This window comes from Rhodococcus sp. S3 (assembly GCF_058211795.1).
The window spans coordinates 4,654,009-4,667,655 of record NZ_CM177074.1; the positions used below are offsets into that span (position 1 = coordinate 4,654,009).

Annotated in this window: 9 protein-coding genes and 3 pseudogenes; 8 read left to right on the forward strand and 4 right to left on the reverse strand. The window is 64.4% G+C overall.

Annotation, left to right across the window (positions count from 1 at the left end; translation table 11 throughout):
- Positions 1-57: 57 nt before the first annotated feature.
- A complete protein-coding gene (locus AC0LPE_RS21485; protein ID WP_085470107.1) occupies positions 58-1,233 on the forward strand; it encodes an MFS transporter in 1,176 nt (391 codons plus the stop codon).
- Here AC0LPE_RS21485 and AC0LPE_RS21490 read toward each other — a convergent pair.
- On the reverse strand, positions 1,203-2,141 hold the full coding sequence (locus AC0LPE_RS21490) for an alpha/beta fold hydrolase (RefSeq protein ID WP_088898665.1): 939 nt from the start codon (positions 2,139-2,141) through the stop codon (positions 1,203-1,205). The genes AC0LPE_RS21485 and AC0LPE_RS21490 overlap by 31 nt on opposite strands.
- Positions 2,142-2,229: 88 nt before the next feature.
- Complete coding sequence (locus AC0LPE_RS21495) at positions 2,230-3,201, reverse strand: LLM class F420-dependent oxidoreductase (protein ID WP_016692502.1); 972 nt, start codon at positions 3,199-3,201, stop codon at positions 2,230-2,232.
- Between the two features lie 1,341 nt (positions 3,202-4,542).
- Here AC0LPE_RS21495 and AC0LPE_RS21500 point away from each other — a divergent pair.
- Positions 4,543-5,757 (forward strand): cytochrome P450, encoded by a 1,215-nt coding sequence (locus AC0LPE_RS21500; protein ID WP_490605197.1) that lies wholly within the window; start codon positions 4,543-4,545, stop codon positions 5,755-5,757.
- Positions 5,758-5,854: 97 nt separating this feature from the next.
- On the forward strand, positions 5,855-6,895 hold the full coding sequence (locus tag AC0LPE_RS21505; RefSeq protein WP_186455069.1) for an NADH:ubiquinone reductase (Na(+)-transporting) subunit F: 1,041 nt from the start codon (positions 5,855-5,857) through the stop codon (positions 6,893-6,895).
- Between the two features lie 656 nt (positions 6,896-7,551).
- On the opposite strand, the gene AC0LPE_RS21510 is transcribed toward AC0LPE_RS21505, so the two are convergent.
- Positions 7,552-8,972, reverse strand: a protein-coding gene (locus AC0LPE_RS21510) for an IS3 family transposase (RefSeq protein ID WP_490605198.1) whose coding sequence is annotated in 2 segments (ribosomal slippage) — positions 7,552-8,609 and positions 8,609-8,972 — 1,422 coding nt in all. Because the reading frame shifts where the segments join, the coding sequence is not laid out codon by codon here.
- 119 nt (positions 8,973-9,091) lie between these two features.
- Positions 9,092-9,532, reverse strand: a pseudogene (locus AC0LPE_RS21515) (IclR family transcriptional regulator); the annotation flags it as partial.
- Positions 9,533-9,896: 364 nt separating this feature from the next.
- Here AC0LPE_RS21515 and AC0LPE_RS21520 point away from each other — a divergent pair.
- From AC0LPE_RS21520 to AC0LPE_RS21540, 5 genes and pseudogenes are all read left to right on the forward strand, one after another.
- Entirely contained in the window at positions 9,897-10,205 is a 309-nt protein-coding gene (locus AC0LPE_RS21520) for a hypothetical protein (RefSeq protein ID WP_490606406.1), read from the forward strand.
- A pseudogene (locus AC0LPE_RS21525) lies at positions 10,160-10,267 on the forward strand (ATP-binding protein); the annotation flags it as partial. The gene AC0LPE_RS21520 and the pseudogene AC0LPE_RS21525, both read left to right, overlap by 46 nt.
- Before the next feature lie 441 nt (positions 10,268-10,708).
- A pseudogene (locus AC0LPE_RS21530) lies at positions 10,709-11,229 on the forward strand (general stress protein).
- 3 nt (positions 11,230-11,232) lie between these two features.
- Positions 11,233-13,113: a molecular chaperone DnaK gene (gene dnaK / locus AC0LPE_RS21535; protein WP_039584650.1), complete on the forward strand. Its 1,881-nt coding sequence runs from the start codon at positions 11,233-11,235 to the stop codon at positions 13,111-13,113.
- Positions 13,114-13,121: 8 nt separating this feature from the next.
- Positions 13,122-13,646, forward strand: a complete 525-nt coding sequence (locus AC0LPE_RS21540; protein WP_064851695.1) for a nucleotide exchange factor GrpE — start codon at positions 13,122-13,124, stop codon at positions 13,644-13,646.
- Position 13,647 lies beyond the last annotated feature (1 nt).

Genomic DNA, 13,647 nt, shown 5'->3' on the forward strand with positions numbered 1-13,647 from the left:
GCCGCGGTGTGAAGAGTTGATACTTTCCCGCCGGAGCGGGCCTGAGAGGATCGGGGAATGATTCCGTCCTGGGCTCGTCTTGCGTTCGCCGTGTTCGCGGTGAGCTGGGGCGCCAATCAGTTCGCTCCGATGCAGCTCGTCTACCGCGATCACCTGGGACTCGGCAGCGACTCGTTCACCGCCATGCTCGGCTCCTACATCCTCGGGTTGATTCCCGCGCTGCTCTACTTCGGGCGCGTAGCCGACCGGATCGGCCGCCGTCCGGTGATCCGGGCGATGATCCCGGTGAGCATCGTGTCGTCGATCGTCCTGCTGCTGGGCGCCGACATCCACGCGCTGTTGTATCTCGGTCGGGTCCTCGCCGGATTGGCATCCGGGATGGCGTTCGGAGCCGGCACCGCCTGGATGAAGGAACTCAGCGAAGGGCCGGGTGTGGGAGCGCGCCGGGCCGCCGTGTCGTTGTCGGCGGGATTCGGCAGCGGTGCCCTGTTCGCCGGTCTCATCGCGCAGTGGCTGCCCGCCCCCGACCGTCTGCCTTATCTCGTGCACATCGCTCTGATGGTGGTCGCGGTGGTGTTGGTGTGGGCCGTCCCCGACGCGCACCGGCCCCGCACCGTGCAGGGCTCGTGGCGCCTGTCGACCCTGTCCACCCGACGCTTCCGGTGGGGTGTCGTGCCGTGGGCTCCGTGGGTCTTCGGATGCGCGACCGTCTCGTTCGCGACGATGCCGCCCATCGTGTCGGATCGCGTGGACAGCGTGGCCGTCGCGTTCACCGGGGTGGTCGCCGCCCTGACCCTGCTCACCGGTGCGTTGATACAGCCCGTGGCCCGGCGCATCACCCGGCACGGCGAGGACCGTGGCGTCTGGACGGGGGTGGGTCTCGGTGTGCTGGGCTTCGTGACCGCCGGCGTCGCGGTAGTCGTGGACGGCCCGGTATCGGTTCTCGCCGTCCTCGTCACCGCCGTCTTCCTGGGTGGCGGCTACGGCATGCTGCTCGTCTCCGGCCTCGTCACCGTCGAGCACATCGCTCCACCGGAGGAGCTGGCACAGACCGTCGCCGTCTTCTACTGCCTGATCTATCTGGGCTTCGCGGTGCCGTTCGTCATCTCGCTCGCCGCGCCGCACGTCGGGTTCGTCGCATGCTTCGCGGTCGCCGTGGCCCTGCTCGTGCTCGCGCTCGTCCCCCGGAAGTTGCTCGCCGATCAGGAAGCAACGCTCGTCGGTACGCGCTGAGCGGGACCCGGGGCGCGGACCTGCCCGAGCAGATCCGAGAGCGCGCGGGCGACCTCCTCGGGACGGTCGGCGAGCACGCGGTGACCGGCGCCGACGAACCGCACGAGGTTCGCGTGCGGCAGTCGCGCCGCCATCGCCTCCGACAACGGCAAGGGCACGAAGACGTCCTCCGTGCCCGCCGCGACGACCACCGGCACTCTCGCGAGCACGTCGAGGGCGGCGGACTCGTCGAGCACCGCGAAGTCGGCGAGCAGCCGCGACCAGGTGACGACGGAGGTCTCGTTCGACAGCGCCGATCCGACCATCCGCAACCACGATTCCTCCGTGCGCCTGCGGGCAGCGACCGTGCACACGCGACCTCCGGCGCGCTTCGACAGCTCCATCACGCGCGGCGCACGCGACACCGCCCGGTGCACGATCGAGGCGGCCGGGTGACGCAGATAGCGTCCGATACCGCCGTCCGCGAGTCCCGATGCAGCGGTGGCGATCAGACCGACACCCACGATGCGGTCGCCGACGGCGTCGGGGTGACGACGGGCGTAGGACAGCGCGACCATGCCGCCCATCGAATATCCCGCCAGCACCACCGGTCCGTCCGGCGCGAGGGTCCGGAGCACCGCATCGAGATCGTCCGACATCCCGGAGACCGTGCACGCGGTGGCGTCGCCGGTCCCGGAACGACCGTGTCCTCGCTGGTCGTAGCGGACGATGCGCAGACCCGGCAGGTCCACCGATTCGCAGACGGCATCCCAGCTCGCGGCGTCCTGGCAGTGGCCGTGCAGGCACACGAGCGTCAGATCCGCATCCCGCGGTCCGGTCACCGTGGCGGCCAACGGCACTCCGTCGTCGGCAACCACGATCACACGAGCGATCGTGTTCGGGTCCGTACTCGACGTCGGCTCGGCCATCTCGCCTCCTGCACAGCGCATCTGCAGGAGTTGTCGCGTCACCGTCGGGCGTCGTTAACCGCCGACATCGAATCGTGACGTCCGGCGGTCAGCGCGGAGCGAGCGCCCGGATCATCGGTGCGGGATCGCCCGAGGGCACCAGGGCGATGGCCGGGGTGGTCACACCCGCCTCGACGTAGCGCTCCACGTGCTCGCGGCACGCCTCCGGTTCGCCGTGGATCACGAGGGCGTCCACGACGTGGTCCGGGATCGCTTCGAGGGCGGCCTTGCGGTCGCCTTCCGCCCACGCCTTCCACATACCGGCGAAATCGTCCGACCGGCCGAGGAATTCGTGGAAGGCCCGATAGACGGGCACGTTCATGTAGGCGGCGATCATGCGACGGCCGATGGCGCGGGCGGTCTCGGTGTCGAAACCGGGGAGCACGAAGATCCGCGCGACGATCTCCTTGTTCTCGCCGCCCTCGTGGACGTAGGGCGCCACGGTGCGGACGTCGTCGGCGGACAGCCAGTTGATGATGGCGCCGTCGGCCTCACGTCCGGCCAGACGCAGCATGCCCGGTCGCAGTGCCGCCAGCAGCACCGGCGGCGTCGGGTCGGGTACGACGCCGGCCCGGAAGCCGTCGACGGCGAAGGTGTCGTACTTCTCGGAGACCTTCTCCCCCGACAGGGCGGCGCGCAGGAACCGCAGGGTGTCGCGGGCGCGCTTGAACGGTTCCTCGAAGGGGATGCCGTTCCACTTCTCCACGATGACGTCGGAGGAGGTGCCCACCCCGAGCACGAAGCGGCCGGGTGCGGCGGCGGCGAGGCTCGCGGCCGACATGGCCAGCGTCGCGGGGCCGCGGGTGTAGACGGGGACGATCGCGGTACCCAGGCGCAGGCTGGGAGCCCACACGCTCGCGAGGGTGAGCGGGGTGAACGCATCGGCGGCGCCGGCCTCGGACGACCACACGTCCGTGTACCCGAGGTCGGGGAGCTCTTCGATGATGCGTCGCTGGTCGGGCAGGGGGATGCCGTCGAGCGGGACGGTCAGGCCCCATCGTCGTGTCGTGTTCTCCGTCATGACCGTCACCCTAGCCACACTGTGGTTCAGGTCATATCCGGGCGTGTCCCGCCCCGGGCGATCGAGCCCGCCCCGCGCCCACTCCGGTCCTCGGTGTCCGGTCAGCTGTGTCCAGACTCTGTCCGAAGGTGCGCAAAGGAAGTCACGACGACCGCATCAGCCGATCGGTGCATTGAGGCTAAATCCTGTTGACGGCGCTCGGAAGTCGGACAGTTCCGACCACGCTGATGCCGTCCCGACGGAGGTCCGCGATCTGGATCCGCTAGTCTTCGGGCAGACAGAGGGAACTGATCTCGCGGACGACGAGGCGGTCGAGTGGGGCGACGGTCGTGATCGATCTGCCGTCCCGCTCGAGAATATAGCCGCCGGCCCAACTCCCCGGCGGCAGGTCGGGCTCCAACCTGTCGAGCGACGGTGCGTACGCCCTATCGGCGGGCACACAGCTCGAGGAATCGTCGGGGTTTGGCAGACAGTGGGCGCCGCCCCGCGCCCTATTGACATCTCGAGTCGACGGCACAGCCTCCAGATGTGCAGGTGCGTGTCGCACACGATGGAGTGCGACCACCTCGGGGCCAGCTGCTCACTTTTCGACCGGACCCAACAACGAAGCTCAGGGATGCTCCCCGAATCATCCCTGACACGTCTCATTTCCGGTGCAGCCGAAAATGTCCCGACGATTCACCCTTTCCGTTCGGCTATCCCGAACAGTGCGACGCACAGCCGACGATTCCGACCATCCTCGTGACATCAGACACAAACCGACGCGGTTCGGTGAAGTTGGGAAGCCGGATCCTGCGGGCTCATGCCCGACGCTATTCGTGTGCGCGCCGCCACCCGCCGGCCGCCACACCACCTCTCACTCCGCCGCAGGTGACGAAGGAGAACGACGCATGAGTGACCGCCGCGACCGGTTCGATATCCAATCTCTGGCGCACGCGAAACCACTGAGCCTCCAACCCCGGGGAACTGAGATCGTCTTTACGCGGTTTCTAGGCGTGGACGGGGACTCATAGTGAGGTCCGAGCAGCTTGTCTGCGCTGCTACGAAGATCCGCGCCAGTGGCGTCCGAGGATGAACGAGGCCCCTGACACACGACTCAACCGTGCAGCACTTCGTACCAGCTCTCTCGACGCTCTCGAGCGCAGCACACGCTAGCGATCAGGTCCCATCAGACATCCCGATAATCGGCACATCCAACTGACGTTTGTCGCGGCCAGCTCACACAGACATTTACCAGCGCTTCGCTGACCCGACGATCACCTCCGCCTGGTCAACCGAAGCAGCTCACAGCCGCCTCAGCCCGCCTCCCGGCTCAAAGCACCCGAAATCAGAAGGAGCATGATGACTTCCACCCGCAGCTTCATCGACGAAATCACCATCGAGGAGCTCGAGGCCGATCCATACCCGTTCTACGAGCGCCTCCGCAAAGAGGCACCCATTGCCTACGTTCCCGCCCTCGGCATGCACATCGTCTCGACGAAAGAACTGTGTGCTGAGATCTCCAAAGACGACACAACCTGGCCTGCGGTGATCTCCGCTGCCGGCGGCCGCACCTTCGGCCCTCAGGCATTGCTGAATACCAACGGAGACGAGCACCGCAACCTGAGGGACATGGTCGAACCACACCTGCAGCCCTCAGCCGTCGACAAGTACATCGACGATCTCGTCCGACCGTTTGCGCGACAGCGCATTGCCGAGTTCGAGAACGACGGGCACGCGGATATCGTCGCCGCCTACTGCGAGCCGGTGAGTGTCCGCGCACTGGGCGACCTGCTCGGTCTCGGGGATGTCAGCACCGAAAAACTGCGCGAGTGGTTCCACAATCTGAGCGTGTCGTTCACCAATGCGGCAGTCGACGAAAACGGTGAGTTCGCCAACCCCGAAGGGTTCGCCCCCGGCGACCGCGCCAAAGCGGAAATCATCGCGCATGTCGACCCGAAGATCGACAAATGGATCGTCGAACCGGACCATTCAGCCATCTCGCACTGGCTGCACGACGGGATGCCGGAGGGCCAGACCCGCAGTCGCGACGTCATCTACCCCAACCTGTATGTCTTCCTGCTCGGAGCAATGCAGGAGCCCGGTCATGCCATGGCCACGACCTTGGCCGGACTGTTCAGCCGACCGGACCAGCTCGAACGTGTCATCGACGATCCGACTCTGATCCCCCGCGCCGCATCCGAGGGCATGCGCTGGGTTGCCCCGATCTGGTCCGCCGCGGTCAAGCGTGCCGCGAGAGAAGTTTCCGTGGGCGGGGTCACGCTTCCTGAGGGTTCAATCGTGATGCTGTCGTACGGTTCGGCCAATCAGGACGAAAACGCGTACAACGCCCCCACCGAATACGACCTCGATCGTGCCCTGGTGCCGAACATGACCTTCGGCGGCGGAAAACACGCATGCGCCGGAACCTATTTCGCCAATGCAGTCGTCCGAATCGGACTCGAAGAATTGCTCGAGGCAATTCCGAACATCGAACGAGACGAAACCCACGAGGTGGACTTTTGGGGATGGGGTTTCCGCGGCCCCAAGCAGCTGTTTGTCGAATGGGAAGTGTAGGCGACCTCGACCTCACCCCTCCTGAATCATCTGCACAGATACGGCGAGCATCGGGAACACCCGAGGTTATCGATATTGAATTGGAGCGCTACCGGAAATGTCTGATCAATATTTGGTCCGTATAGAGGGAAAGAACACGGACATTGCCGTTGAAGAAACCCAATCCATTCTCGATGCTGCCCTGCGGGCCAACGAGTGGCTGCCCCACTCGTGCACTCAGGGAACCTGCGGGACATGCAAACTCAAGGTGCTGCGCGGTGAGGTCGACCACCGTCAGACTCCGGAGTACACCCTGACCGTCGAGGAAAGGGCCGAAGGACTGGCTCTGGGGTGTATGGCCACTCCCCGCTCGGACTTGACCGTCGAGCCGCTCGGCAACGTCAGCGATGACGGCGTGCCTCGTCATCCTCTACGCGACTATGAAGGCACCGTCGTCGTGTTGGACGACATCGCTGCCAACACGCGCAGACTGGTGATCGAGTTGGACACTCCGATGCAGTTCAATGCCGGTCAGTACGCCGAACTCATCGTTCCTGAGCACGCAGGGGCGCGGCAGTACTCGATGGCTAATCCTCCGACCGAGACTCGGCGGCTGGAGTTTCACATCAAGCTCACCGCGGGCGGGTTGTCGACCGATGGGTGGATCTTCCGCTCAATGACGCTCGGGGAACGAGTCTCGCTGCGCGGCCCCCTCGGGCAGTTCAATCTCGTCGCGAAACAGGATGAACCGGCGATCTTGATCGGCGGTGGGACGGGGTTGGCTCCACTGAAATCGATCGTCCAACACGCCCTCGTCGAGGACCTCGTCCCAGAACTGTTCCTCTACCACGGCGGCCGCCGGCGGGAAGACCTCTACGATGTCGAATTCTTCCGCGATCTCGAACACCGGCACCCGCATTTCCACTACCGACCCGTTCTCAGCGAGGAGCAGTGGGAAGGGGCAACCGGGCTGGTCACCGATGTCGTGGTCAGCGACTTTCCCTCGTGCAAGGGGATGAGCGCATTCCTGTGCGGCCCACCCGCGATGGTCGATGCGGCAGTCAAGGCACTCAAGCGCAGGCGTATGGCTCCTCGATTGATCTTCCGTGAGGAGTTCACCATCACGCCCGCAACCAGCACAGCGCCGGCAGTGCTCTGACCTTCAGGATCCACCACGACAAGAGTCTGGGGCAGCGCGTATGTACTCGCTGCCCCAGACTTTGTTCGTTGCCAGTTCATTCGCCCGGGGACGTAACCCGCAGATCTTCCGCAAAGCTGGACCCGAAGGCCGTTCTGTAACCCCGCCCCCGTGAACCGCCGAGCATGCAAGAACCCCAATTGCGCGACTTCAGTGACGTCGGCGGATGCACGGTCCTGCGCGGTTAGGCGTCACCGTATCCAGCTCGCGTCCTCGGATGTTCCGAGTCCCGATTTATCGAGCATGGCAAGTGGCGGGAAATATTGCTTTCAGCCCGAGTAATCCGAGGAGGCTGGCTCGCCCGGCAGCTCGCTCTGCGCTCTGCTGCAGTTCACCAACGGTATCGGTCCATCAGTCTTGACCACCGTGTTCACAGGCAATCGCCCCTCCGAACCAGGGGCGGCCATCACCTCGGCCTTCGTCACAATCCTTGGTATCGCGACTGCCGGCCTTTTTCGCATTCCTACCCCTGCCCGCCACAGCTCTAGGCGAGCACAAGCATCTCGTACAGGCCAGTTCTACTGTGCACCAGAGCAATGCACCATCGAATTCGACAGTATGTCTTCACAACTGATGCGGGATACGGAATGTGTCAAGGGGTTTGAGTCCAGTGGGTGTCAGGCGGCTATCGTGGCGTCCTCCACGGTGGCCTCGGGATCATCGCCTGGCCGGTTGATGTAGACGGTGTCGGGCAGGTCGAGGATCTTCGGCGCTGCCGTGGTGCCGAAGCGATGCGGATGCCGGGCACGAGCAGTATCGAGTACCTCTCGGCGTTCGGCCGCCTTGCCGGCGGCCAGACCGAAGTGGACATCGGCGGGTGTGTGCAACCCGATTCCGGTGTGGCGATGTTCGTGGTTGTACCATTCGGTGAACTCGATCATGAACCCCCTTGCCTGACTGAGGGATCCGAAACATTCAGGAAACCCGGGCCCGTACTCGAGGGTCTTGAACACCGATTCGGAGTACGGATTGTCGTTCGACACCCGCGGCCGCGAATGCGAACGGGTGACCTCGAGATCAGCCAGCAACGTGGCGACGGACTTGCTGGTCATCGACGTACCACGGTCGGCGTGCACGACCTGTGGAATGCCGTGTACGGCGAAGATCTGCTCCATCAACTCCCGCGCCAGCACACCCGATTCGTGCGCGTGAACATGGACTCCGACGATGTACCGCGAGTAGATGTCGATCATCACGTACGCATCGAAGTAGCGGCCCTTCTCCGGCCCGGCGAGCTTCGTGATGTCCCACGAGTACACCTGCCGCGGCGCGGTGGCGACCAGCTCCGGGCAGGTCCTCGCCGGGTGCCTCGCGAGCCGGCGACGCTCGCTGACCTGCGCGTTCTCACGCAGCACGCGATACATCGTGGACACCGAACACAGGTAGATACCCTCGTCGAGCAGTTGCGCATAGATCTCGAGCGGTGCCCGATCGACAAACCGATCGCTGTTGAGCACCTCGAGGATGCGACGGCGTTCGAGGTCGGTGAGCTTGTTCGCCGGCGGGGTCGGCGGCACCGACACCACCGGCGGTGTCGGTGCGGTCGCTACGGTACGCCGCCGGACTGCGGTCGAACGCACCACACCGGTCAACGCACTCGCGGTTCTCGTCGACACCCCGGCCGCGGTCAAGTCGCACCACACGGCGGTCAGCGCTTGTTCGGCTTGCCGTCGACATCCGCTCTCTCGGAGAGAGATTCCAAGAGAGCGTGCGCTTTTCCCATGATGCCCAGGGCGGCCTCGGTGGTGGTCAGTCTTTTGTTCGCGCGGGCGAGCTCTTGCTTGAGGCGGGCGATCTCGGCCTGCTCGGCGGTGAGCTTGCCGATCTTCGTGCCGGGTTGCTTGCCGTCGAGCACACCGGCGTCACGTTGTTTGCGCCACTCGCTGATCAGCGACGAGTAGAGGCCTTCACGGCGTAGGTACGCGCCGCCTTCATTCGTCGCGCAGGCCTGCTCGTACGCGACCAGGTGGGCGAGCTTGTCGGCGGGGCTGAACACGCGCCGGCGGGGTCCGTCGGCTCGGGGGTGAGTAGAGGCCATGCGGTCATTGTCCTCGACCGCCGTAGGGGTGGACATCGTCATCGTTGGGTTGATCCGTATCTCGCCCTGCAGGCGGAGTTGCTGTGAACCGCTGGCCTCAACTCAGCCTGACACGCAGGGAGTTGCGCGAGCAGGACCTTGCCCACAGCTGTGGAGTGGGCCTCGAGCCGGGTGCCCACTCGAGCCCCCTGCACGGTGATGTTGTGCGTACCGATCACCTTGTCGACGTAGAGGACACTCCAGCGTTCCATGATGGCCAAGTGTGTCGTTTCTCCATAGTTTTCGACCAGCTCTTCCAACACAGGAGCGGAACAGGACCGTACGTCCACAGTGCTGCGGAGTGTTTCCCCCAATTCGACGATGCGCCAGCCGAGCCGGTATCGGCCGCGATTCCGGCACTGCAACAACCCGGTGTCGACGAGACTGGCCAGCAATGCATGAGCACTCGACCGGGGCACGTCGATGGCCGCTGCAACTTCGGAAACACCCCATTCCGGACGCTGAACTGTGAACAGATCGAGCACCGGACCAATCTTTTGCACTGTTTGCAGACCAGCCACGCCGACAGCCACCTTTCAAAGTTCAATCTGGATGACGGTTGAGCAACCCCGTCGCATCGCTGTGAGGTGGAACACTAGGTGGCCGAGCAGAGAACGAACATGTCCTGAAGCGCACGAATGAATGACCTCGAGCGCACGAGTTCACGACCGACAGCCACCAACCGCGACCTTCGATCCCCCGAGGCGCACAGATATCTCGGCCCGCGTGTCGCTTCCCTCGTCTCCGCTGACCGGATCGAACCATGCGGTTCCTGCGGTTGTCAGCGGTCATGAAATTCCCCATCCGCAAGTACCTGGCCCCTGCGCTGGAGGCGGGGCTGCCCCCGGCGACGGCTACAGATTCGACGAGAACCTGTGGCGCGAGTTGATCGCGGTCTGGTTCCCCGAAGTGGTGGACCCGACGGCGCGGGCGGTGACCTGGCCGGCGATCGCCGCCCACCACACCTGGATCGAAGGCCAGCTCGACGAGTCGGTGACCGTAGCAACGATCGCGCAACGACTGCGCGACGACCACGGTGTCCCGGTATCGGAATCAACTGTGCGTCGCTATATTTCGGCGCGATTCGCCGATCGGGTCGCGGCGTCGAAAGCCACGATGCCCCGCGGAGCGGTCCCGCCGGGCGACGAAGGTCAGGTCGAGTCTTCGGCGATCAGGCCGTCGCCGCCGCGATGATCGACCGGATCGTCCATCACGCCGACGTGTTGACGCTCGAAGGTGCCGGCTACCGCCTTTGAGGACGCGGGATCGACAGTCTTCCCAGGATCAGAATGGAGAATTAGGCAGACTAGCCACACACCGACACGGTGCTCTCGTTCTCCACCGTCGCATCGGCCTCGAATTCGAGCGTTGTCGACACTCGACTCCCGTCTTGCTCTCTTCGTCCCATCCGCACACTTCTCTCCAATCAGCAGGGTTACGACCAATACTTGAACCCGCTGCGTCGATTCCCCCATTCCATGACGGTAGGCACCGTTCTGGGCGATACTGAGAAGTGCCCCGGAGCGAGTAGAGGCCAGGTATATGCAGGACTCACGCAATCCTGACGCGACAATTCTCACTGCGGCCGAACCGCATCGGATGACACTGGGACTGCCCCTACGCAAAACCCCAGGCATCCGCGGCAGCGGCACCACACGGAGATATTCTGGCCGGCCAACCCATCAGGCAGGGAGGTGATGTCAGAGTCCAGTGGCGGGACTACCACGGTACGTCCGCACCGATCTGCCCCTCAAATATAGTAACGTTCGCCAACTTCGCCGAAACTGAGAACGCCGTCGACGACCTCTCCGGCCAGCATTTCGCAGTAGGCAAACTAGCCATCGCGCGCCAGGACATCGAGCCGGTCGAATAGGTCATCGGCACACTGAACTACCGCTGGACCGCGCCCGCGCCGCCGCGGGCGCGTGGACAGCTACACCATTAGGCTGGATCTTTGGATTACTCCACCGAGGCCGGCCGCCGTGTACCCGCCTCGATCTCAGCTTCTACGCGCCGATCTTCGGTGCCGTTGTCGGCGCTCCGTTCGGCCTGCTCATGCACGCATCACAGGACAGGGCAGCCAGCGCGACTTCACCTCGTTCCCAGTCCTTACGACCATGTCCCTACACAACCACGGCACTCCGAAGTCCTCGCCGACGTCGAAGTCGCGGACCGAGCCGTCCGCCGACTCACCGGCCGGACCAATCGAAAGGAATGAATCATGGCAACTGCGGTAGGCATCGACTTGGGCACCACCAACTCGGTCATCGCAAGCTGGCAAGGCGGCGAACCGGTGGTGATCTCCAATGTCGAGGGTGCGCGGACGACGCCGTCGGTGGTGGCATTCACCGATAGCGGCGAGCGCCTGGTGGGTCAGCTGGCCCGACGACAGGCGATCCTGAACCCGAAGGGCACGATCTACTCGGCGAAACGCTTCATCGGACGTCATTTCGACGAGATCTCCGAGGAGGCCAAAGCGGTCAGCTTCGACGTCGTACCGGGCGACAACGGTGAGGCACGATTCGACGTGCGAGGTAAGAAGTACGCACCAGAGGAGATCAGTGCCCTGGTGCTGCGCAAACTCGTCGACGACGCCAGCAAGTTCCTTGGCGAGAAGGTCAAGGAAGCGGTCATCACCGTTCCGGCCTACTTCAACGACGCGCAGCGCAACGCCACCAAGGACGCCGGCCGGATCGCGGGCCTCGAGGTCCTGCGGATCATCAACGAGCCGACCGCGGCGGCATTGGCGTACGGCATGGACAAACAGACCCACGAGACCGTACTGGTCTTCGACCTCGGCGGCGGCACGTTCGATGTGAGCCTGCTCGATGTCGGCGAGGGAGTAGTCGAGGTTCGCTCGACGGCCGGCGACTCCCACCTCGGCGGAGACGATTTCGACCGGCGCCTGGTGGACTACCTCGCCGACGAGTTCCAGAGCGCGGAGAACATCGATCTACGCAAGGATCCACAAGCGCTGCAACGACTCTTCGAGGCGGCAGAGAAGGCCAAGGTCGAGTTGTCCTCGGTAACTCAAGCCCAGGTCAACCTGCCCTTCGTCACCGCAGACGCGAACGGCCCCAAACACCTCACCACCACGATCATGCGATCGAAGTTCGAGGATCTGACGGCAGATCTGGTGGAACGCTGCCTCGGTCCGGTAAAGCAGGCAATGAGTGACGCCAAGATCACCGCCAACGACATCCACGAGGTGATCCTGGTCGGTGGTTCGACACGCATTCCGGCGGTACAGGCACTCGTTCGCCGGCTCACCGGCGGTAAGGATCCCCACATGGGCGTCAACCCGGACGAGGTCGTGGCGCTCGGTGCCGCGGTCCAGGCAGGCGTGCTCAAAGGTGAGGTCTCCGACGTACTGTTGCTCGACGTCACCCCACTGTCCCTCGGCGTCGAGACGCAGGGCGGGGTAATGACCAAGATCATCGAGCGCAACACGACGATCCCCGCCCGACGCAGCGAAGTGTTCTCCACAGCGGAAGACAATCAGTCCGCCGTGGACGTCGTAGTCCTGCAGGGCGAACGCGAACGCGCCGCCGACAACCGGGTGCTGGGCCGGTTCCGGCTGGAAGACATCCGACCTGCGCCACGCGGCGAGGCGCAGGTCGAAGTCACATTCGATATCGATGCCAACGGCATTCTCAACGTCACCGCCCGTGACAAAGACACCGGCAAGGAGCAGAGCATCACGATCAGCGAACAGGGCAACCTCGACCAGAGCGAGGTCGAGCGCATGCTCGCCGAGGCCGAACGGAACCGGCGTGAGGACGAGGAGCTGCGCAAGGCGGTCGACGCACGTAACGCCCTCGATTCGGTTGCCTACCAGGTGGAACGGCGACTTGCCGAACTGGGTGACAGTGCGCCACCGCACGAGAAAGCGCGTGCCGAGATGTTGATCGCCGACGCGAGGAAGGCTGTAGAAGACGGTGCTCCACCCTCGGAGGTAGAGCCACTGACCTCGGAGCTGCAGCAGTTGCTCTACGGGCTTGCAGCGGTTCAAAACGGCGGCGAGGGATACCAGACCGGCGGAAGAGACGCTGCGTCGTCGGATGACGACGACGTGATCGACGCCGAGTTCGATCGGAGCTGAGGCACCTGATGGACAGATCTGCTGATCATTCGACGACCGAGCAGGCTACCGACCGTACTGACACGGACCAGACCGAGACGAGGCCTGATCACACCGATACCGAAGCCAAGCTGGCTCGACTCGAGGACCGCTGGCGCAGAGCACTCGCAGATCTGGACAACCTGCGCAAGCGGTATGCCAAAGATCTCGACCGTGAACGCGCCGCGGAGACAGCGAGGGTATCGGCGGCGTGGCTGCCTGTCCTGGACAACTTGGAGCTCGCGCTGGCCCATGCGGATAGCGATCCTCAGGCCGTCGTCGAGGGTGTGAAGGCAATCCGGGACCAAGCGGTGCAGATACTGTCACGGCTCGGCTTCGAGCGCCACGACGAGGTCGGTGTGCCGTTCACCCCGGAACTCCACGAAGTAGTCAGTGTGGTGACCCAACCCGACCTTCCCTCCGGAACCGTGATCGAGGTCTTGCGGCCAGGTTACGGAGAAAACGGACAGCAGTTGCGTCCCGCCACCGTGGTCGTCAGCCGACCTGAGGAGTGAG